Raw genomic sequence first — 19,966 nt, 5'->3', positions numbered from 1 at the left:
ATGAGCACGGTCGGCAAGGCGATTTCGCTGCTGGAGCTTTTCACGCCGAAGGAGCCGGAGATCGGCCTCTCCGACATCGCCCGCAAGTCGGGCCTCGACAAGGCCACGGCGCGGCGCCTGCTGGTGGCGCTGGCCGAGCACCGGCTGATCGAGCAGGAGCCGCTGAGCCGCCGCTACCGCCTCGGCGCCGGCCTGTCACGGCTGGCGCGCATGCGCGACGCGCACCTGCCCTTCGTGCGCGTCGCTGCCCCCATCGTGCGCGAGCTGGCACTGGAGACCGGCGAGACCGTGCATCTCTCCGAGTTCAGCGCCGGCGCGCTGCTCACCGTGCATGTCGAGCTCTCGGCAAGGGCCAATCGCGTCAGCGTCGATGTCGGCCAGATCCTGCCGCTGCATGGTACCGCGTCCGGCATCACCTTCCTCGCCTTCTCGCGCCCGGAAACCGTCGAAGTGTATTTCGGCAAGCCGCTCACCGCCTTCACCGCCCACACCGTGACCAGCAGCGAGGCGGTGATGGCGGCCGTGCGGCTGGCGGCGACGCGTGGCTATTCACGCAGCGCCCAGGGCTATGAGGAAGGCGTGCACAGTGTTGCCGCGCCCATCCTCGGCTCGGACGGTTTCCCCGTCGGGACGCTGGCGATAGCCTCGCCGCTATCGCGCATCGACGACGCCATTGCCGAGCGCCAGGGAGAGGCCGCGCGAGAAGCCGGCGCCAAGATTTCTGCCCACCTCACCGGCGAACAATGGCATGCGTCTCTGCCGTTGCGGCAGAGATAATTATCATGTTAAGTTCTTGATCGTTGCATCGGGGCATAAGCCCGCGCCACAATCCCGCAGAAGACGGGAAGGCTGTTTGAGGAGGAAACGCATGCACGCCCACCATGTCAGCGTCGCCGACGGCGAGGCTTTCCTGTCGACATCACGCCTTCTGTTCGGCCCGATCACGCAGCGCTTCCCGCGCGGCACGGTGCCGTCGATCCCGCAGCTCGTATCGGTCAATCTCGGCGCCTGCCGGCTGTCCGAGATCAAGGCCAATTCGCATCTGGTGATCAACGACCGGCTGTTCTGGCGCAGCTTCGATCCCGACGCGATCAAGATCCTGATGCAGCTCAGGGGTCGCAGCCGTTTCGAGCAGCAGCAGGTCGCCGTCGACCTCGGCCCGCAATCGGCGATCATCTATGATCCGGTGCGCAGCTACTCCCTGCAGAACCTCAGCGATGTCGACCAGTTGATCCTGCAAGTGCCGCGCTCGACCTTCGGCGACGACACCCTCGCCCGCCTCTCAGCCCCGCTGCCCCTGCCCGGCAAGGACGACAGCCTGACCCACATCGTCTCGGGCCTGATGCAGATGGCGATCGGCGAGGCGCACAAGCTCGACGAAGCCGGCAGCCGGCGCGTCGGCGAAAGCCTGATCCAGCTCGTCAACGGCCTGATCCAGGCCAAGCCGATGGCGCCCGAATTCCGCCGCTCGCCGCTCGAAGCGCTGCGCGAACGCATCGTCGCCTATATCGACGCCAACCTGGCCCGCAGCAGCCTGTCGGCGCAAGACATTGCCCGCCACATGGGCTGCTCGCGCCGCTATCTCCACCGCGCTTTCGAAGGCGAAGGCGCAACGCTCGAACGCTTCGTCTGGGACCGTCGCCTGGAACGCAGCAAGGAAGAATTATTGTCCCCGCCCGCGCCTCGGCCTCGATCTCCGAAATCGCCTTTGCCTGCGGCTTCAATTCGAGCGCGCATTTCTCGAGGGCGTTCAAGAGCCGGTATGATGTGGCACCAAGGGAGTTGCGAGAGCGGCTAGGGGCGGTGGTGCATTAGAGGGCCTCTACGCCGGCAGCGACGGCTCGGTGTTAACCTCCAGCGCCTCTTCCGCCTCGTGATCGTCCGGAAGCGTATCGCCGTGCACATCAAGCGGCCGGCCGATCCAGACCGGATCGACCAGATGGTCGCGCTTGGGGTTGGTCGTGTTCGGGTGGATGAGGATGCTCAGGCCACGATGGTTCAGCATCAGCCACGGCACGAGCAAGCCGAAGATCTCGTTGGCGAAGGAGACCTGGTACATGGGCTGGTCATGCGGGCCGACTTGCCGGTCGTGCCAATTGCCCAGGCGCACGCGGAAACGCTCGCCGATGCGAAGCCGCAGCCATTCGGCATGCTGCCGCTCGGTTTGCCCGCCGAAGTAGATGTGGGCGTGATAGCTGGCGATCTCCGCCAGCGGCCGTGGACTGTCTTCGCTCATCTCTATGCCCTCCCTCGCAGCGTGTCCGGCCATTGAGCCCAACAACGCGGTTTTAAGCAAGGTCATCCGACCGCCTTGGAGGGTTCGTGTCCCTGCCGGAAGAATCCGCCCGCCGCGATAGCTCTCGACATTGTGTATGGCCGCCACCACGGACATCCCCTATCAACGACGCAGCTTTTGCCCCGGACAGCCCCGTCCGGCAAGACTGTGTTTGACGTGTTAACCGGGAGGGAATTGGGGGGTCCACAGGCACTCCGGCCGCCATTGATCCGCTAAGCAGCGGAGGCGATTCGTGCCTGAGGACGAGAGCTTCCATCATCTTCAATCCTGCAATCAACGCGGACCACGAAACGGGGCTGGTCGAATGTCGTTTTTTGTCTTTGCACTGATCTTCGCCTTCATTCTCTGGCAGCGGCTGGGCAAGAACCGCCGCCCTTCAGCACGTGTCCAATCAGACTCCGGTCACCCGGCTTCGCCGTTGGCCGCATTCACCGACGATGACCAGGTCGAAGACATCGCCGCCGATGTCGCCGGGCTGGTCTCGAACTTCCTCGGCCAGAACAGCGGGGATTTGATCAAGCAGGCCGTCAGCCGGGCCATCGACGAGTCCAGGACCGGAGCCGGCCGAAGGCTCGCCGTGGCGATAGAGCCGATCGAGCAGGCAATCCAGGCAAAGCGATCGCAGCCGCGCGAAAAGCAACGGGCAAAATACCTGCTCGATGGCGATGGCGGCTACCGCCAGCGCACCGACCGCACCGCCCGGCTGCAGCAGCAATTTGGCGGCAAGGGTCTCTGTTCGCCACGGCATTCAGGGCCGGCGAAAGCGCGACAGACAAATCGCTGAGCCGGAGCCAACCAGCTCTGCTCGGCAGCAGTTCAAACAGGAATGGCACGCGCTGGGCGTGCCGCACCATCAGGAGGGGAAGTCAAAATGGCAATCACCAGACAGGTCATCACGTCGCTGCAGCGCGACGGCACGGACGCGCTCGGCACCAGGACCGTGGCGATGAAAATCGTCGACGAGAGCATTGTCTCGGGCTCGCTGCTGACGGTGGAAAGCAACCATTTCTGCATCCTGAAGTCGCGCGGCGCGGTGCTCAACGTCTACGAGACCGGCCAATATGCGCTGCAGACGCCGGACAAGCCGCTGGTCGGTTCGATCGTCCAGGGCTTCTTCGGCGGCTCCTCGCCCTGGGTCTACGAGGTCATCTACATCAACCGTTCCAAGCTTCTGGTGCGCAATGAGGGCATCGCCACCTCGGCCGAGATGGCCGAGATGTCCTATGTCGTCGACTACTACATCCACATCGACAGCAAGGAAGAGGCGCTCGACCTCATCACCCACATGCCGTTCGCGGGCGCGGTGATCGACACCAAGGAAATCGCTGACTATGCCGGACCGGCCATCGAGCAGGCGATCAACCAGATCATCCAGGTCACCAAGATGGAGAACATCAACGAGCGCATCAGCGATGTGCGCGAGGCGATGAAGCTGCATCTCACCGATTTCCTCAAGGTCTACGGCATCATGCTGAACGACCTCAAGGTGCTGATCACGCCGCGCGACGAGCGTATGCGCGAGCTGATCTCGCTGCAGGCGATTGGCCTGAGCCCCATCGAGGCGGTGCGCTATTACCTGGCGCTGCGCATGGCCGACAAGGGCCTGGTTTCCGCACCCAACGCCGCGGCCGGCCTTCCCTTCAACATTGGCGGCCAGCCGACAGGCTTCTATCCCCTGGGCGATGAGGTGGGCGCCACAAGATGAGCCGCTTCTACGAGGCCGGGCCGCTCGCCAAGGTCGGGATCAACCTGTTCTACGGCTACGGCTACAATTTCTACCGCCAGGAAAACCAGCTGCGCGCCGACGACCAGCGGGTGCGCCAGATGGCCTGCTCGCTGCTTTCCCGCGCCCGGGCCGGCATCGATGAGGCCGAGGCCCGCTACCGCCGCGACAACATCGCGCCGCCGACGCGGGCCAACCCCTTCCCCGATGCGGCAGTCGTCGCCAACGCCCAGACGCTCGAGCGCCTGGGCCGCGAGGTCGGCGCGCTGGAAGGCCTAATCCGCCACCAGCCGGTGCCGGAAAACGACCGCATGGCCCAGCGCTACCGCCAGGAAGCGGGCACGCTCGCGGCCTTGGCGGAGAAGGACGCGGTTCTGGTCGGCCAGGCGGAGCTGCTGAGGTCGATGCTGGAGGGTGTAGCGGGGGAAGCGATGCTTGCGGCCAAGCGCGAGATCGAGGTGGGGATTGCCGCGATCACGGCGACGTTGCGCGAGCGGCAGACGTTTTTGTTGTGAGGCGCCCCAGCGAGCCGGCGTCAGATCCTGCGGAGCGCGTCAGCAGGCAGTAGGCGCGTGGCGCGCCAGGCCGGGTAAAGCGCGCCAAGCGGCCCAGCGATGAAGACGAAGATCAGCGCCTGCGCGATCGACCAGCCTGACAGATAAGGCACGATCAAGCCCGCCGCGAAGTTTGTCTTCGCCGCCATCTGCATCGTGAGGACGCCCAGAATAATCCCGATAACCCCGCCCACCGCGCTCATGATCACGCCTTCGATGAGAATGAGCCGAAGGATCCGCCGCGGTGACCAGCCAAGTGCTGCGAGAACTCCAATCTCGAACGTCCGTTCGTTCACGGCCATCAGAAGTGTATTGGCAACGGCGACGGAGGCCATCGCCATGACAACCAGTGAAATTGTCTGGGCAATCGCCCGAAGCAGATCGAAGATGCGGATGCTGTTGGCAAACTGCTCGGTGTCGCCCACCGCGAATCCCGGTGCGGCGGCGATGAGCCGGGTTCGGGCAACAGCGATGTCGTCCTTCTCGAGCGGGCGCTTCAATCTCACCTCGTACAAGGTAAACACGTCCTCGCGCGACAGGAGTTGCTGCAGCCCTTCGAGCGGGACGATCGCGCTGTTCTGGTTTAGCGCGGACGAGAACGAGGCGATGCCGACAATCTGGTAGGGCTGGAACTGCAGCTCGACGGTATCGCCGACCCGCTTGTCCAATGCGGTGGCGATCGACTCGCCAAGGATCACGGGCCACTGGTCCCCCGGTGCAGGGACGCGCCCCGCCACAAGGTGCATGTCTTTCCAAAGGAAGCTGTCGCTTGGCCAGCCGGCCATGACAATGTTCGCGGCGTCGTCAGCGGTGGTGATGTTCAGGAGAACGCCCGACACGGCATCGACGTTTGGCACCGAGGAAAGACCGGCGCCCAGCGACCGTGGCACGGTGCTGCTCACCAGGTTGAATGCGCCGCGCTGGCTCACCACCAGATCCGCGCCATCCTCATCGATTCCCGAGGCAAACGAGCGCTGGACGCCGGCGGTCAGGCCGGTCAGCGCCACAAACCCCGCCACCGCCAGAGCGATGCCGAGAACCGTGAGCAGGGTTCGAAGCGGGCGCGCAAGGAGACCGCGCAAGGGAAGGGTCAGCTCTGTCATGGGTTAGCGGATAGAGCGGGCGTCGGCATCGCTCGGCTGTCCGAACGGATGCGGCCGTCGGAGATCTCGACGCGCCGACCGCACAGCGCGGCCACGTCCTCGTCATGGGTCACCACGATCACCGCGGTACCGAACTCGCGATGCACATTGCCGATAATGCTCATCACGGACTGGCTCGTCTGCACGTCGAGACTTCCTGTCGGCTCGTCGGCAACGAGAAGCTTCGGACGGTTGGCAAGCGCCCGCGCAATGGCAAGCCGCTGGCGTTCGCCGCCCGAAAGCTCGGCCGGCCGCAGCGTCGCGCGTTCGGCAAGACCGAAATGTGCCAGAAGTTCGAGCGCGCGAACGCGACGCTGCCGCGCTGCGCCGAGGTTTCCCAGCAAAGCCACCTCGATGTTCTCGCACGCCGACAAGGACTGCAGCAGGGAGAAGTTCTGGAAAACGATGCCGATCCTGCTAGCCCGCACGGCCGCCCATGCGGCCCTCCCGTTGATAGCCCTTCCTTCGAATCGAACTTCGCCGCGCGTCGGCCGGTCGAGCCCACAGACCAGGTTCAGGATCGTCGACTTGCCGCTCCCGCTGCGGCCGACAATGGCGACGGTCTCGTCGTCCTCGATCGTCAGCGACACACCGTCGACGGCGACAATGCGGCCGCCGTCAAAGTCGCGACCGACATTGCTCAATTCGACGAGGAGGGACATGAGCACGAGCGCGGCGTCATACCCGGCCTTTCCTGAGGTCGGCGACAAGTGCCGGGATCGAGCCGCCATTGCCGGCAAGCAGCTGGGCAACGCGGTCCCGCTGCTGCACGGTCACGGAGCCGCCGTCGACAAGGACATCGCCGATGCAGAGTTGTCCGCGGCAGTGGCGCACACGCCAGTCCACGGATGTTGGGCCGTGCAGCGGCCGGCGGAATTCGCTGCGCACCAGGATGTCGCCGTTAGCCAGAGCCTTTGTGCCGAGCACGGTGAAAGTCTTGTCCTGCGTCCGCTCCAGCCTGTCGGCCAGCCTGTGTGCAATGGCGTAAAGCAGCGCATCGGTCACCGAGGCGCGGTCGTCCGCACTCGCCCGGCGCCAATAGGTCCCGAGCACGGCTTGCGCGATACCCCTGCCGTCGAACGCCGTGGAAATGGAGCGAAGCTGCCCCTCGGCGGATCCACCGTGCCCAAGCGCAATCGCCGCCTGGCGCACGGTCTCGACCAGCTTGACCGCGTCACTCTGCTCATCGGCGGCCGCCGGAAGCGATGGGGCGCAGATCGCGAGCAGCACGGCGACAAGCAACAGCCGGGCCAAGGCTGCCCAGCTTGCGTGCGACCATGGGCGTGCTGTCATGATCCTATGTCATCCAATGCGTTGTTGGCTGTCAACATCAAGCGTCCCGGCAGCTCGTGGAGGCGCATGGCCAAACGCGGCGGCCAGCGGTTCGAGGCGAGCGACCCGCGCTTTTTGCTTTTCGCTCAGGTCTGGATGGCGGCTACGCACCTGTTTGCCGAACGTCGCGGCGACCTGCAGCACCCGCTCCTCGCAGCCGCGCGAAAATGGCAGGCCCAGCTCATGGTAGATCCGCTTCATCTCGCCCACGGGGTCGGCGGTGAGATCCTGCAGCCGCACTTCCGCGAGGTCGCCAGCTGGAATCCGGGCTCTATCGGCCAGATAGTGCATCTCTGTCGCGAGATATTCGCGAGCGATGATCTCCTCCTGCTCGTCCTCGGGCAGCGGCGGCTGCAGGGCGAACGCACGTTGCAATTCGCGCGCCAGAAGCAGGTTGGACCGGAACACGACTTCCGGCGAACGGGAGATGTGGACAAACTTGGCGCCTGGAAACAATTCCTGGAGATAGCGGACGCGCGCCGTATGGCTCGGCGACTTGAGCAGAAGCCGCCGCCCGCCCGCAACGAGAGCAAGCTTCTGGACGAAACCCAGCTGATGCGAGCGCCAGCGGCTCAGCTCCGCCTTCGAAAGCGCGTCGAGATCGTGAAATCGATTGAAGAAGGCTTGCTGGCGGGGAAGGATGGCGCGTCCCGCAAGCACGGACATCCCGCCCAGATTGTTCAAGGCGAAGTCGTCCTCCCCCGGCAGCCTGGCGCCCACCGGCACGACCGCGCCGAGGCGCGTCAACGGCAGCAAGGGCACGAAAAAATAGCGCAGCAGAAACCAGCCAGGGACGAATGCCTGAGGGGCCAGGACCTGCGGCCAGCTCGGCGATCTCAGGTCCGGGTCGGCTGCCAGCAGGTTCTGCAAAAACGTCGTCCCGGACCGGAAGTAGCCGAGGACGAAGACAGGGGCATTGTCACGCCCTATCCGGGGCGGCCGCAGCCGCAGCCATGCCGCAACGATCAGGCGCTCGGGCAGCGAGGCGACGGTGTTGATCAGCGAAAGCAGCAGCAGGAGCACCAGGCGGGGCCAGTAGGCAGGCGGGATATCGCCATGCGCGCGCCGCAGCACCCGCAGCACGGCGTCGAGAGGCGCCACGCACATGAAGTGCGGATACGGCAGATAGGGCGCCAGCCGACGGGCCGCGAGCGAGATGTTTTCGTGCAGCGCCTTCATCAGGCAGTCCGGAACATCATGGTCTCGGTGGTCAATCCCGGCCCGAACGCCATGCCGCAGCCGAGCAAGCCCGGCGGCTCCTTCAGCATTTCGGCCATCACGAACATCACGGTTGCCGATGACATGTTGCCGTATCGCCGCAGCACTTCGCGCGATACGGCGAGTGCGCTCGGCCCCAGCTTGAGTGCCCGCTCGACCGCGTCGAGCACGGAACGGCCGCCGGGATGCACCGCCCACAAATCGATCTCGCTTGCTGGCCTGCCGCCGAGGATGGCCGCATGCTCGTTGCGCAGCGTCTCGCGAACCGCGCCGGGAACCTGGCCGGACAGCACCATCTCGAAGCCGTCGTCGCGGATGTGCCAGCTCATCAGCTCCTTGCGCTCGGCCGCGACGATGGCGTGGAAGCTTTCCAGCAGGATGCCGTGCGGTTCGGCCGTCACCAGGGAGGCCGCGCACCCGTCTCCCCAAAGGCAGAACGAGATCAGCTTCTCGAGCTCGGCGGCTTCCCTGAAATGCAGCGTGCACAATTCGATGTTGACGGTCAGCACGCGGGCTTTCGGGTCGGAGCGCACGATATGGCGTGCTAGCTTCAAGGCGTTGATGGCGGCGTAGCATCCCATGAAACCGACGATGGTGCGCTCGACCGAATTCGGCAGGCCGCATCGCGCCACCAGCTCTAGGTCGATGCCGGGCGCCGAAAAGCCGGTGCAGCTGGTCACGATCAAATGCGTGATCAGCGAGCGGTCTTCGCCGGCCAGAAGCTTGTCGACGGCCTGTTGCGCGAGCTGAGGTGCCGCGGCTTCGTACATCTCCATGCGGATCGCGGTGCTGGCGAACGAACCCTTGACCGAGGTGCCGTCGCGGTCGATTGCCCCGCCGCGCGGATCGTCGGCCGGCGCAAAGCAGGAATAGCGATGTTCGATGCCGGCAAGAGCGACCATGCGCTCGAACACCGCAAGGCGCTGGGCATCGCCTTCAAGCAGCAAGGCTCCATAGCGGAGATAGAACTGATGCACGTCGTGTTGGGGGACGGACGTGGCAATGCGGTTCAGATACGCTTGAGGGGCCAAAATTGCTCCGACAATGAGCCCAACCGGGTCTCACAAGAGGTCTAGGAATTGGGGAAGCGTTTTCTAGGGCAAACGTCGGCATAGAGTATTTTATTGCGTGGCGCCGATATTTCTTACGAGCAAACTGTCATACCAGCCGCCGATCCTGTATGAAAGGGACCGAAATTCGGCTTCGCCATCCGGATCGGGTTCATATGCGAATTCCCAAATGAACAGCGCGGCCATTAAGGTTCGACCGAATTCAATGTGCCGGATTGCCGGCTGAAGCCTCAAAATTCCGATCCATCGCATGAGCGACCTAAACATCCGGCATCTGGAGCCAGAACTCCTCGACGGCCTCCCCGCCGATGATCCCGCTGCGATCGCATCGCGTCGTGATCTCGTCTGGATCAATGCGTTGATGTTCCAGGCCAGGTTCATGGCCTCGCTGATGCGGGCCAATGTGCATACGCCGCCGCTGCGCATCCTTGAACTGGGCGCCGGTGACGGAAAGTTCATGCTGCGCGTGGCGCGGCTGATGGCGCGGCGTTGGCCCGGTGTGGAGATCGTCATGGTCGACAGGATCGACTTGGTCGGCAAGGATGTGTGCAATTCTTTCGCTGAATTGGGTTGGCGGGCGCAAGCCGTGACCGCCGATATATTCGATTGGACGCCAGACAGGCCCTTCGATCTTGTCTGCGCCAACCTTATCCTCCATCACTTCGACGACACGCGCCTCAAGGAGCTGTTTGCCAAGATCATGACGATGGCCCCGCTGCTGGTCGCGACCGAGCCGCTCAGGGCCAGGGGGCCGCTTGTCGCGACCCGGTGCCTGCGGCTGATCGGCGCCGGCGCGGTCACACTCAACGACGCGACGCAAAGTGTCCGCTCCGGTTTTCGCGGCAAGGAACTTTCACAATTGTGGCAAGCGTCGGGGGGAACGCCGGTGACCGAGGCCCGCAAAGGCCTGTTCACGCAAGGTTTTGTCGGTGCCAGTTTTCCCGGCGCCAATATGTCCGGCGCAAGCATGACCGGCGCCAGATGACGCACGACGCAATCATCATCGGTGCCGGCCCCGCCGGCAGCTCCACCGCCATCGCGCTGGCCCAGCATGGTTGGTCGGTGGCGATGGTGGAGAAGGTCGCGTTTCCGCGCCGAAAGGTCTGCGGCGAGTTCATGTCGGGCACCAGCCTTGCCTTGCTGGACCGGTTGGGCGTCGGCCAGACCTGGCGCGCGGAAGCCGGCCCCGAAATACGGCGCGTCGGGTTCTTTTCGGGCGATGTCTCGGCGCAGGCGCCAATGCCGCGTGCCAGGACGGGTCCCGGCCGCGCTCTCGGCCGCGATCGTCTGGACACCATCCTGTTGCAGGCCGCCGAACGCGCCGGCGTCGAAATTCTCCAGCCTTGCAAGGCGGTCGCTGTTCACCCGCAGGGTGATTTGCAGTCCGTGACCGTGGAGGCGGGCCAGCAACAACAGGTTTTGAGCGCACCTGTCATTATCGCCGCGCACGGATCCTGGGAAGCAGGCAAACTGCCAAGCCAGATTGAAAGAGCGAGCCGACCTTCCGACCTGTTCGGTTTCAAGGCGCATTTTACCGGCGCCGCACTGGCGCCCGACCTGATGCCGCTGCTGGTCTTCCCCGGCGGCTATGGTGGCATGGTAACGGCGGACCGTGGCCGGGTTTCGATTTCCTGCTGTATCCGCCGGGATGTTCTAGCCGGGCTGCGCCAGCGCTGGGGAAACATCGCGGCAGCCGACGCAGTGTCGCGCCACGTCATGGCCTCGTGCCGGGGCGTGGCAACGGTGCTGGCCGGTGCCGAACTGGATGGCCCATGGCTCGCCGCGGGACCTATCCATCCCGGCATTCGCGCTGGCTATGACCAGGGCATCTTCCGCGTCGGCAACATCGCGGGCGAGTCACATCCTGTCATCGCCGAAGGGATTTCGATGGCGCTGCAATCAGGCTGGCTGCTTGCGCGGGAACTGATCGCGTCGGGCAAAGGCCCCGAGGGCCACGACGCGGCCGGACATCGCTACGAAAGGCAATGGCGTCGGCAATTCTCGACCCGCTTGCGGGCCTCGGCCTTGATTGCCCGCATAGCGCTTCGGCCTGGCAGCAGGATTGTGATGCGCGCCGTGATCAAGACTTTCCCGGCGGCCTTGACGCTTGGCGCGCGATTGAGTGGAAAGACCCGGCCTGTGCCGGGTTTTTGACGTCGTACCCCGATATCCAGCTAAGAAATCGACAGGATCTCGAGTTCGCGCGGCCCCAGCTGGACAACATCGCCAACGCTTTTGCCGATCAGCGCGATGGCCACCGGCGAACCATGCGAGATGGAAGCTTGCGCCGGGTTGGCCTCATCCTCACCGACGATGCGAAAGGTCTGGGTGCGGCCATCATCACGCGCGAAGCTAACGGTGTGCCCGAAGGCGATCACATCGTGAAACGTTGGCACCGGCATGAGCTGCGCCGTACGCACGCGCTCGGCATAATAGGTGACATCGCGAACCGGAACCGCCGACTGCCGTCGCCTCTCATTGATATCGTCCAGCACACCGGCAGCCTCGAGCGCCTGCCGGGCGCGAGCCAATTCATCGTGCAGCATCTTGAGACCCGCCTCGGTGACAAGGTTGATCCGATCGGAGATAGGCCGAGCCGGCAGGATGGTTTCCGACGCCGCCTCCGCGCTTTCCTCCTTGGCAAAGGCTACGCTCAATGGGTCGCATCTCCGTGTCGAACAGTGTTGGTTAGGGGATAACCCATGGGCGACGATAAAGCTGCAACAATTCGGCGGCTGGCTTCGGCGGAATGTCTACAAGGTCGACGGCAGGTCTGCTCCTCTGCCTTCAATGCCGGAACCCGACGGATCTCTTCCGGCCATACCAGGTCATATCAGCACCTCCTGTCGGACAACAGGCGCCCATACCCGGACCTCGGAACAGGGTGTCTTCCGGCCGTTACTGGACTTTTGCCTCTCTCGCCGCCTTCACGTCGTTCAGGCCCTTCAAGGCATCGTGATTGCCGGTTCCGGCGGCGGCGCGAAAGACCTGCTCGGCGTCGGCGAAGCGGCGCAGCTTCAGGTAGGCATAACCGCGCAGCACCATGAGGCCGGTGCGCTCCGGCGCAATGCGCGAGCGCTCATCCAGCATCATGATCGTCTCGACATAGCGGCCCTGGTCGAAGGCGCTGCTGGCCTGGTTTTCCAGAAGCGCGGTTCTCAATTGCACGCTGCGGTTAGCATCCAGCGGCGCCTTGGCCGCCGCCACTGCCGCCATATCCGGCAGCCCAGCCCGCAGATAGGCCAGGCTTTGCCCGTAGGCCGCTTCGGTGCGGGTCTTGCCGGTGCCGTGCAGCGCCACCTCAAAGGCGGCAACCGCCTCCATGGGCCGGTTGGCGCCCATCAGGCACCAGCCGCGCGCCAGTGCCGGGGCCGGCGCAAGCCCCGACGGGTCGAGCGTGCTCGAGCAGCCGCGCGCCTGCTGTTTCGTCCTGCCATCCGCTGATGCAGTGTCCCTGGCTGTGCCGCCCTGATCCGTGGCCTGCTCCTGTGGGGCGCGCGGACGCGCCCGCGCGCCGGTTCCTGCGCCCTTGCCGAATGCCGATGTCTCGATGCTGCGCTCGCCCACCGTCGGGATACGCTCGGAACGCCCGGCCCAGGCAGCCTGTATGGCCCTGGCGCCGGCCTTGTCGCCGATCTTCCACAGCGTCAGCGCCAACCCGTAGGCGGAAGGCTCGTCGTCGGGCTTCCAGTCCAGCGCCAGCTTGAACCATTGCGCCGCCGTCTGCGACTGGTTGAGCCCATCCGCGTACCAGCCCAGCTGTTGCGCGGCGTCAGCGTCCTTTGCCGCGTAGATGGCCTGGACCATGCGCTGAAGCACCTCCGGGCCGAGTGGCGCCTGCGGCGTCACCGCCAAAAGGTTCGCCACCGCGGCCAGATAGACACGCCGCGTATCGTCACTGGTGTCGCGCCATGGATAGAGGATGTCCTCGGCGTCGGCCGGCCGGTCCTGCTGGATCAGCGCCAGCGCCAGGCCCTGCGAGGCGGCAGCGTTGTTTTCCTTGTCATGCGCCTTGCGAAACCAGTTTTCCGCCTCTTTCGGATTCTCGCGGCGCACGAAGTACCAGCCAAGCAGCAGGTCGTCGGAGGCCAGGCCGCCCTGGTCGGCCAGCGCCTGGACGGTGGCTATGTCGGCCGGCGCGACCACGAGCTTCGGGTCGGCATCGCCATTGGCGAGGCTCTGCCGCGCAATGTCGTTGCGGATGCCCGCGAATTCCCCCTTGCCGTCGGGTGTCTTCTGCTCGGTGGCGAGAAGCTGGTCGAGGTCCGGTCGCGACAGCAGCGGCAGCGCCTTCTGGATGGTGGCGACGCGTTCCTCGAGTTTCGTGCAATTGTTGAGCACGTAGAGATAGGCGTCGCGCGCACGGTCCTTGCGGTCGGTCTGCGCGAAGGCTTCGGCGACCCGCCACAGCACATCGACATCACCACAGGTCAGCAGGCTGGAATTGGCCGAGCCGATGCGGATGACGGCGTCGTATTGCTTAAGGTCGGATGCGTTGACCAACTGTTCCCTGGCCTCCGCGACGGCCAGCCGGGCAAGCAGGTCCGGTGGGGCCTGCCAGCCGGGTTGCGTGGCCTGCCTGTCGGCGATGGCCTTGCACACCTCGGCGAGCTTGCCCTCGGAATAGAGTTTCCAGATCCGGTCGAGTTGCGGGTCGCCCGCCTGGACGGGTGCAAGCGGATTCTCCGGTGGTGTCCACTGCGGATACAGCGCCTTCAGCCGGGCGATCTCCGCCTCGAGCCTTCTTGTATCGCCCTTCGACGCGAAATAGCGCAGCGCCGTCTCGTCGACCTGTGGCGCCGCTGCGGCGGGATTTGCCGGAGCATTCACTGCCGGAGCGCCCGCCGTCGGGGTCTTGGCCGCAGGGGTATTTGTCGCGGCGCCCGGCTCCGCCTGCGCCATCGTTGGCGGCTGCGAGTAGCCTGCCTGCGATTGTCCGCCGCCGGTGGCGGTCTGGGCGTCACCCGGGATCGGCGGAACGGAATCGAAATAGCCGCTGTGAAGCGCGACCGCTCCGAGCAGCCCGATACTGGCGGCTGTGAGCATCAGCAGCTTCATAGGCACTCCGGTTCGTGACGCCGTGAATAGGAGAGCGCGAGCAGATGCAAGGTCGAGGGATAGTAATCGGTCGGGGCAAATGACTGCACGCTGTCGGGCAGTTTCTTGCCGTCGAGCACGCAGGCGACCAGCGCCGGAATGATGCGATAGCCGGCATCGTCGAGCAGTTGCCGTGTCTGGCCGTTGGCGACGTCGACGATGCGCAGCCGCCCGTCCGCGTCGACCATATGCGCCGCGAACGGCTCCAGCAGTGCCCGGTCGCGGTTTCCCGCGCGGATGAGATAAAGCGGGATACGGATCGCGTTGTAGCCGAAATCCTGCGGGAACCCGTCGGCCGCGCGCGGGACGGTCTTCAGCGACACCCAGTCCGGCGGCAGGCCCGCCTCCCCGATCTTCATCGTGGTCGCGATCAGGGCGCGGCCATTGTCGGCCAGCTCGCGCCACGGACCGTCCGGCGCCAGCTCGGCCATCACCGGCAGCGCCTCGAACACCCAGTAGGAAGGATTGACGACGGGACCATCCCTGCGGTCGGTGGCGCCGAAACCGGCATTGCCGGGCTTCAGCAAAACAGCATCGCCCACCCTCTCCAGTCCGCCGGCGGCCAGCGCCTCCGCGATCGTCGTGGCGGCGGCGGTCAGGTCGGGGCGGTGCCAGGTGGATCCGGCAAGCGCCAGCCCGTAGGCGATCAGCAGATCGCCATCGGTGGCGTTGTTGGTGTCGGCCACATGCGGCGTCGCCGCCGGGTCCCATTTCCAGGCCGCCAACCCGTCATTCCGCAACAGCATCTCGGTGCGGGTAAACGCCCAGATGCGATCGAAATCACCCCGGTTGTCGGCAAGATAAGACAAGAGCAGTCCGTATCCCTGGCCTTCGCTGTGACTGATGTCGGCATTGGTATTGTCGACGATTCTGCCGGCCGGGTCGAGGAACTTGTCCCGGTAGAGGGTCCATTCCGCCGTGGTGATGGCTCCGCCTGCCACCGCCTGCGGGGATTGGGCGGTAAGGATGGAAACCATCGCTGCCAGCATCATCAGCCTCAGCCCCGTCATCGTCTCCTGCCCAGTGAACCGAGCATAATGGATGTGGCGAAGCCAAGCAGGATCGACAGCACGATCAGCACCACGGCATAGGAAAGCGCATTGGCCGACAGCCAGTTGGCGATGATCAGCCGATAGTTCGACAGAGAAAACGGCTGCGTCTCGATGAAGTCGAAACGGGTGGCGGGCATGGAGACAACCTTATCGTCGCCGGCATCCACCGACGTGATGTGGCCCGCCATCTTGCGCCAGGCGCCCTGCCCGCTCAGGGATCGAACGCCGTCCTGCAACGCATTGACCGATGGCGCCGTGACCAGCGTCCAGGTGGCGTTGCCCGTGGGGCTCTCTTCCTGGGCCACGATGATGCCCGCACTTCCCTGCGGTGCGAACGGTGCCTCCGGCCCAGGAAATATGCGGAACGAATTCGTCGAGATGTTGAACGTCCGGCTCATCCAGTCCTCGAACGAGCTGACCTGGCCGCGCCAGCCGCTGCCGCGCAGCTTTTCACGCCACTGGTTGAATGTCGCGTCGGTGTCGGGACGTATGGAGCTCACGCTTTCGCCCCATGTCGAGCCGGCGTCGCTGGCCACGCCGACCTGCGCCAGGACCGCCGCCGGCACTTGCGAAATGGCGCTGATGAACAGCGCGTTCTTGTCGTTGACGGCGGTTGCCGCGCTCAACGTGTCGACCGGGATCAGGCGGCCCGCCGCGACCGACATGCGCGCCAGCAGCGTCACCCCGGCGGATACCGTTTCGGGCTGCGTGCGATCCATGATCAGTGGGGTCGGGTATTCGGCGATGCTGTAGGGATAGCCGGTTCCGCTTGTCCCCGCGAGATTGGGGGTTCTGGCCACGCGCGCAAAGGTGGGCATGACGAATTCGGAGCTGTCGAACACGGCGAAGCGCTGGGCGCCCTGCGCCGTGGCGCCAGGCGCGCAGATCGCGTCGGCTCTGGTCATGAGAACAGCCTCGATCGCGATGGCGTTGTCGCCCGGCCTGAAATGCCGCATCGTCACCTTGATCGGCAGGTGGCGCAGGATTTCGCCCCCCGAGGTGGTGATCGGCACGGTCGCGGCGATGCTGTCGTTGACATAGACGTCGATATGGCTTCCCGGCAGCACCTCTTGTGAATAGGCGGCATCGAGCAGGATCGTCGCCTGACCGTAGGACTCTGCGTAGAAGTCCGAGGGCACGCCCACCGCGAAATCGGTGCGCACCCTGCGCCCGGCGAATTCGAGCGTGCTGACCCCCAATTCGGAGAAGGTCAACCGTCTTGCGCCCAGTAGCATGGGCACGTCCGGCGTGCGCCATGTGCGCGTCGCAAGGCTGGTGCGCAGGCTGCCAGGCGGCCGGTCGACCTGCTTGGCGATGTCGTCGATCGCCAGGTCGACTGCCTGCCAGCTCGGCCCGCTGACCACCAGCGTCGCGATCGGCCCGGCCTCGGCTGCGGCCGGCACGGTGGCCAGCACCTTGGACAGTTCGGCGGCCGGCCCAAGCACGATGTTCGCCACGCCCGGCTTCGCTGCGGCGGCCGCCGCCTCACTGACGGTGAAGGCCTGGTTGGGCATGTTGGCCATCAGCGCCATGGCTTCGCCCAAGCGCACCGAAGGCGCGGTTGAAACGGACTGGCTCATCGAAGGCACGATCAGGTTGAAGGTTGTGGCGCCGGCTTCGTCCACACTGATTGCGCGCAGATCCTCGACGCGTTTCCAGCGCCCGGCCTCGGGATCCTCGAAGGAGATGAACGTCCTGCCCGTATCGATCTGAGTCCACAATTCATAGGTCGATTCGACGGTGCAATCGGTGCGGTGCCGCTGCACCGCCGACATGGTGATGTCGTTGAGGCCCGCATGCAGCAATTTTGCCGGGATGGCGACGGAGATGTCGGAGGGATTGTCCGACGAGGCGATCGGCGCATCGATGAGGTCGCTGCCATTGACCGACACTTTCAGACGCGACGCTTCGGGCGCCACGACGACGGCGTTTTGATAACCGAGGTGGAAGTCCGCCTTCGACGCCGCCTGTTCCGGCGTCAGGAAGATCGACCAGGAGCGCCGTGAATATTCGCCGGAAAACACCAGTTCTGTGAACGGCACAACATAGCGTCGTGCGGCAGGCGCGGCCGGTTGCGGCGTCGCGGCCGCGACCGGCGCTGTGGTGCCGTGCGCGGGCGTATCGGCCGGAGCAGCAGGCGAGCCGGGCTGTGGCGCGGGCGTCACGACGGCCGGCTTCTCTTTCGACATGTCGAACGGGCTGGTCTGGGCCATGGCCGGCGACGCGGCAAGCACCACCAGCGCGATCGAAGCCAGGCGGGCTCTCATTGACGCTTCTCGGCAAGCGTGGCGATGGGCTCACCGCCGGTGCGGCCACGCAGGTCGCGCCAGAAATAGACCAGGCCACGATAAGTCTGGAAAATCGCAAGCCGCAGGAACCAGGCGGTGCCGCGCAGCAGACCGGGATTACCCCGGCGCGAGAGCTGGAACTGCTCCCACTGCTTGGAATTGGCGAAGATGAGGTCGGCGACAAGGCGGTGGTGGACAGCTTCAGTCGGCTGGTAGAGGCAGCCGACCGCGATGCTGTCGGTTGTCCGTTCGAAGTTGCGGATCACCACCGGCAACACGGCTTCCGTGCCGTCGGCGAACAGCTTGAAGCGAATGCCGGCCGTGGCGTCCTTGGCCAGTTCTTCCAGGTCCGCGCCGAACACCAGCACACGGGCGCCGTTGGCCGATACATTCTCGATCGTGCCTTGCAGCCATCGTCCGCCAACCTCGAAATCGCAGCGCCGGCTGACCTTGACGCGCCTGGTTGCGGCGCGCTCTCCCCGCTCGGAGACGACGCCCAGTGCACAGCCGGCCATGATCAGGTTGATCAGGTTCCAGCCGCCCACCACCAGCGTCACGTCGGCCTTGAACGGCTCGGCGTAAACCTTCCAGACCGTGACGAAGACGCCGATGAGCAGGATACCGAAGATGGCGAAGAACGGCTTGCCGATCTCCGAAAGCCGGCTCGTCGCGATCGATTCATCCTTGGCCGTGACCTTGAAAGTCGGCTTTCGCGGATTGAGGATCACCGAAATCACGGCGGGCAGCAGATGCACCGTCTGCACATACTCGTAGAGTTCCGAGACCCAGGGCCAACGGAAGGCACCGTAGAGGTAGTTCTGCATCATCAGGTTCACGACCATGTAGGTGAGCGTGTAGGCCATGAACTCGCCGCCCGAGGCGGTGAATATCTGCAGGTCGAAGAAAAGGTAGAAGAGCGGAGCGACGAGGAAGATCGTGCGCGGGAACGGAAACAGCCAGAACAGCGTCGACGACGTGTAGCACAGGCGCTGTGGTATCGAGAGGCCGCGCTTGAAGGGCGGGAACCGGAAGCGCAGGATCTGCATCATGCCTTGCGCCCAGCGGCTGCGCTGACCGATGAAGCTGGCGAAGGTGGCCGGCTGCAGTCCAGCGATCAGCGGCTTGTCGACATAGACGCTGTGCCATCCGCGCGAATGCAACTCAATCGCCGTTTCGCAATCCTCGGTGATGCTGACGCCGCTGAAGCCGTTGGTTTCGGCGAGCGCGGCGCGGCGCAGAACCGCGGCGGAACCGCAGAAGAAGGCTGCGTTCCATTTGTCCAGGCCGCGCTGGATGATGCCATAGAACATCTCGTTTTCCGACGGCATGGTCTCGAAGGTGCGCAGGTTTCGCTCGACCGGATCGGGGTTGAGGAAGAAGTGCGGCGTCTGCACCAGGAACAGGCGGGGATCCTCGTCGAAGTAGCCTACGGTCTCCTTGAGGAAATCACGCGCTGGCGCATGATCGGCATCGAACACAGCAATGAGTTCGCCCGTCGAATGGGTAAGGCCGTTGTTGAGATTGCCGGCCTTGGCATGCTCGTTGCGGTCGCGGGTCAGATAAGTGACGCCGAGCTCCGCGCTCAGCTTCTGCAACTGGGCGTATCGACGCTCGGCGATGTTGGCATCGCCGATCTTCTCGGAGTTGCGTTTCTGCAGCGTACCGCCATCGTCGAGCAGCCAGACCCGCACCTTGTCGGCCGGATAATCCATCCCCTTGGCCGCCGCCATCGTGTTGGCCAGCAGATCTGGATCTTCATTGTAGGTTGGAATGAACACATCGACCTGTGGCAGCCTGTCGTTCATGTTCGCCCGAGACGGGCGCGGGGGCAGCGGAAGCGCCACGACGAACAGGCTGAGCGCCAGCATCATCACGCTGTACATCTCGGCGAGATAGAGCAGGAAGCCGGGAATGAAGTTCTCCAGCTGGTTGATCGGCGGCAGCGTGCTCGTGGTGCGCCAGTACACGTAGCGCATCACGATGGCGGTGCCGAAGGCGAGCGCGACCAGCCGCCAGATCCCGTCCGGGCGGATCAGCTTGAGCACCATCATGGCGAACAGCACGCACATGCCGGTGACCAGCTGGGTTTCCAGGCTGATCGGCAGCGTCACCAGGGTGATCACGAATACCGAGGCCAATGCCCATAGAGCGATTATCAGCAATTTCCGCATTCAATGCGTCCTTGCATTCGGAC

General features: G+C 64.8%; 18 protein-coding genes and 1 pseudogene. 8 read left to right on the top strand and 11 right to left on the bottom strand.

Annotated elements, in window-relative coordinates; all coding sequences use genetic code 11:
- From ACZYHG_RS15900 to ACZYHG_RS15890, 3 genes and pseudogenes are all read left to right on the top strand, one after another.
- Nucleotides 1-777 carry an IclR family transcriptional regulator gene (locus ACZYHG_RS15900; protein ID WP_464609336.1) on the top strand — a complete coding sequence of 259 codons (777 nt, stop codon included), beginning with the start codon at nucleotides 1-3 and terminating at the stop codon, nucleotides 775-777.
- Nucleotides 749-1,420, top strand: a pseudogene (locus ACZYHG_RS15895) (AraC-like ligand-binding domain-containing protein); the annotation flags it as partial. The gene ACZYHG_RS15900 and the pseudogene ACZYHG_RS15895, both read left to right, overlap by 29 nt.
- 38 nt (nucleotides 1,421-1,458) lie before the next feature.
- Nucleotides 1,459-1,815 carry a helix-turn-helix domain-containing protein gene (locus ACZYHG_RS15890; RefSeq protein ID WP_464614700.1) on the top strand — a complete coding sequence of 119 codons (357 nt, stop codon included), beginning with the start codon at nucleotides 1,459-1,461 and terminating at the stop codon, nucleotides 1,813-1,815.
- A 7-nt stretch (nucleotides 1,816-1,822) separates the two neighbouring features.
- On the opposite strand, the gene ACZYHG_RS15885 is transcribed toward ACZYHG_RS15890, so the two are convergent.
- A complete protein-coding gene (locus ACZYHG_RS15885; RefSeq protein ID WP_464609335.1) occupies nucleotides 1,823-2,236 on the bottom strand; it encodes a DOPA 4,5-dioxygenase family protein in 414 nt (137 codons plus the stop codon).
- A 364-nt stretch (nucleotides 2,237-2,600) separates the two neighbouring features.
- Here ACZYHG_RS15885 and ACZYHG_RS15880 point away from each other — a divergent pair, with 364 nt between their 5' ends.
- The 3 genes from ACZYHG_RS15880 (at nucleotide 2,601) to ACZYHG_RS15870 (ending at nucleotide 4,534) form a co-directional block, all read left to right on the top strand.
- On the top strand, nucleotides 2,601-3,080 hold the full coding sequence (locus tag ACZYHG_RS15880; RefSeq protein WP_464609334.1) for a hypothetical protein: 480 nt from the start codon (nucleotides 2,601-2,603) through the stop codon (nucleotides 3,078-3,080).
- 87 nt (nucleotides 3,081-3,167) lie between these two features.
- Nucleotides 3,168-4,001 carry an SPFH domain-containing protein gene (locus ACZYHG_RS15875; RefSeq protein ID WP_464609333.1) on the top strand — a complete coding sequence of 278 codons (834 nt, stop codon included), beginning with the start codon at nucleotides 3,168-3,170 and terminating at the stop codon, nucleotides 3,999-4,001.
- Entirely contained in the window at nucleotides 3,998-4,534 is a 537-nt protein-coding gene (locus ACZYHG_RS15870; RefSeq protein ID WP_464609332.1) for a hypothetical protein, read from the top strand. Before ACZYHG_RS15875 ends, ACZYHG_RS15870 begins: the two co-directional genes overlap by 4 nt.
- A gap of 20 nt (nucleotides 4,535-4,554) precedes the next feature.
- Here the strand turns inward: ACZYHG_RS15870 and ACZYHG_RS15865 are convergent, their stop codons facing one another.
- Genes ACZYHG_RS15865 through ACZYHG_RS15845 form a run of 5 tightly spaced genes read right to left on the bottom strand, consistent with a single transcriptional unit; the run spans nucleotide 4,555 to nucleotide 9,296 of the window.
- Nucleotides 4,555-5,676: an ABC transporter permease gene (locus ACZYHG_RS15865; protein WP_464609331.1), complete on the bottom strand. Its 1,122-nt coding sequence runs from the start codon at nucleotides 5,674-5,676 to the stop codon at nucleotides 4,555-4,557.
- Nucleotides 5,673-6,425, bottom strand: coding sequence for an ABC transporter ATP-binding protein (locus ACZYHG_RS15860; protein ID WP_464609330.1), 753 nt, complete (start codon nucleotides 6,423-6,425; stop codon nucleotides 5,673-5,675). The genes ACZYHG_RS15865 and ACZYHG_RS15860 overlap by 4 nt, the downstream gene beginning before the upstream one ends.
- On the bottom strand, nucleotides 6,394-7,008 hold the full coding sequence (locus tag ACZYHG_RS15855) for a Tgt2/MlaC family protein (protein WP_464609329.1): 615 nt from the start codon (nucleotides 7,006-7,008) through the stop codon (nucleotides 6,394-6,396). The genes ACZYHG_RS15860 and ACZYHG_RS15855 overlap by 32 nt, the downstream gene beginning before the upstream one ends.
- A 9-nt stretch (nucleotides 7,009-7,017) precedes the next feature.
- Entirely contained in the window at nucleotides 7,018-8,226 is a 1,209-nt protein-coding gene (locus ACZYHG_RS15850; protein WP_464609328.1) for a sulfotransferase family protein, read from the bottom strand.
- Nucleotides 8,226-9,296 carry a type III polyketide synthase gene (locus ACZYHG_RS15845; RefSeq protein ID WP_464609327.1) on the bottom strand — a complete coding sequence of 357 codons (1,071 nt, stop codon included), beginning with the start codon at nucleotides 9,294-9,296 and terminating at the stop codon, nucleotides 8,226-8,228. The genes ACZYHG_RS15850 and ACZYHG_RS15845 overlap by 1 nt, the downstream gene beginning before the upstream one ends.
- Before the next feature lie 289 nt (nucleotides 9,297-9,585).
- Between ACZYHG_RS15845 and ACZYHG_RS15840 the strand changes: the two genes are divergently transcribed.
- Nucleotides 9,586-10,320, top strand: coding sequence for a class I SAM-dependent methyltransferase (locus tag ACZYHG_RS15840; protein WP_464609326.1), 735 nt, complete (start codon nucleotides 9,586-9,588; stop codon nucleotides 10,318-10,320).
- Nucleotides 10,317-11,489: an NAD(P)/FAD-dependent oxidoreductase gene (locus ACZYHG_RS15835; RefSeq protein ID WP_464609325.1), complete on the top strand. Its 1,173-nt coding sequence runs from the start codon at nucleotides 10,317-10,319 to the stop codon at nucleotides 11,487-11,489. Before ACZYHG_RS15840 ends, ACZYHG_RS15835 begins: the two co-directional genes overlap by 4 nt.
- Nucleotides 11,490-11,509: 20 nt before the next feature.
- Here the strand turns inward: ACZYHG_RS15835 and greA are convergent, their stop codons facing one another.
- The 5 genes from greA to bcsA all read right to left on the bottom strand — a co-directional run bounded on the left by greA (nucleotide 11,510) and on the right by bcsA (nucleotide 19,943).
- Complete coding sequence (gene greA, locus ACZYHG_RS15830; RefSeq protein WP_464609324.1) at nucleotides 11,510-11,992, bottom strand: transcription elongation factor GreA; 483 nt, start codon at nucleotides 11,990-11,992, stop codon at nucleotides 11,510-11,512.
- Nucleotides 11,993-12,233: 241 nt separating this feature from the next.
- Nucleotides 12,234-14,393 (bottom strand): tetratricopeptide repeat protein, encoded by a 2,160-nt coding sequence (locus tag ACZYHG_RS15825; RefSeq protein ID WP_464609323.1) that lies wholly within the window; start codon nucleotides 14,391-14,393, stop codon nucleotides 12,234-12,236.
- Nucleotides 14,390-15,442, bottom strand: a complete 1,053-nt coding sequence (locus ACZYHG_RS15820; RefSeq protein WP_464609322.1) for a glycosyl hydrolase family 8 — start codon at nucleotides 15,440-15,442, stop codon at nucleotides 14,390-14,392. The genes ACZYHG_RS15825 and ACZYHG_RS15820 overlap by 4 nt, the downstream gene beginning before the upstream one ends.
- The gene (locus ACZYHG_RS15815; protein WP_464614599.1) at nucleotides 15,439-17,751 is read right to left on the bottom strand and encodes a cellulose biosynthesis cyclic di-GMP-binding regulatory protein BcsB; all 2,313 of its coding nucleotides are present in this window, start codon (nucleotides 17,749-17,751) and stop codon (nucleotides 15,439-15,441) included. Before ACZYHG_RS15815 ends, ACZYHG_RS15820 begins: the two co-directional genes overlap by 4 nt.
- Nucleotides 17,748-19,943, bottom strand: a complete 2,196-nt coding sequence (gene bcsA, locus ACZYHG_RS15810; protein ID WP_464614598.1) for a UDP-forming cellulose synthase catalytic subunit — start codon at nucleotides 19,941-19,943, stop codon at nucleotides 17,748-17,750. The genes ACZYHG_RS15815 and bcsA overlap by 4 nt, the downstream gene beginning before the upstream one ends.
- Nucleotides 19,944-19,966 lie beyond the last annotated feature (23 nt).

It is taken from the genome of Mesorhizobium subarcticum (genome assembly GCF_055456085.1).
This window is presented reverse-complemented; position numbering and strand designations above follow the sequence as displayed.

Bases quoted from the DNA above. Each gene is read 5' to 3' on its own strand.
- ACZYHG_RS15870 (WP_464609332.1), top strand. From the start codon at position 3,998: ATGAGCCGCTTCTACGAGGCCGGGCCGCTCGCCAAGGTCGGGATCAAC.
- ACZYHG_RS15900 (WP_464609336.1), top strand. From the start codon at position 1: ATGAGCACGGTCGGCAAGGCGATTTCGCTGCTGGAGCTTTTCACGCCG.
- bcsA (WP_464614598.1), bottom strand. From the start codon at position 19,943: ATGCGGAAATTGCTGATAATCGCTCTATGGGCATTGGCCTCGGTATTC.
- ACZYHG_RS15885 (WP_464609335.1), bottom strand. From the start codon at position 2,236: ATGAGCGAAGACAGTCCACGGCCGCTGGCGGAGATCGCCAGCTATCAC.
- ACZYHG_RS15820 (WP_464609322.1), bottom strand. From the start codon at position 15,442: ATGACGGGGCTGAGGCTGATGATGCTGGCAGCGATGGTTTCCATCCTT.
- ACZYHG_RS15835 (WP_464609325.1), top strand. From the start codon at position 10,317: ATGACGCACGACGCAATCATCATCGGTGCCGGCCCCGCCGGCAGCTCC.
- ACZYHG_RS15875 (WP_464609333.1), top strand. From the start codon at position 3,168: ATGGCAATCACCAGACAGGTCATCACGTCGCTGCAGCGCGACGGCACG.
- ACZYHG_RS15865 (WP_464609331.1), bottom strand. From the start codon at position 5,676: ATGACAGAGCTGACCCTTCCCTTGCGCGGTCTCCTTGCGCGCCCGCTT.
- ACZYHG_RS15850 (WP_464609328.1), bottom strand. From the start codon at position 8,226: ATGAAGGCGCTGCACGAAAACATCTCGCTCGCGGCCCGTCGGCTGGCG.
- ACZYHG_RS15855 (WP_464609329.1), bottom strand. From the start codon at position 7,008: ATGACAGCACGCCCATGGTCGCACGCAAGCTGGGCAGCCTTGGCCCGG.
- ACZYHG_RS15825 (WP_464609323.1), bottom strand. From the start codon at position 14,393: ATGAAGCTGCTGATGCTCACAGCCGCCAGTATCGGGCTGCTCGGAGCG.
- ACZYHG_RS15880 (WP_464609334.1), top strand. From the start codon at position 2,601: ATGTCGTTTTTTGTCTTTGCACTGATCTTCGCCTTCATTCTCTGGCAG.
- ACZYHG_RS15815 (WP_464614599.1), bottom strand. From the start codon at position 17,751: ATGAGAGCCCGCCTGGCTTCGATCGCGCTGGTGGTGCTTGCCGCGTCG.
- ACZYHG_RS15840 (WP_464609326.1), top strand. From the start codon at position 9,586: ATGAGCGACCTAAACATCCGGCATCTGGAGCCAGAACTCCTCGACGGC.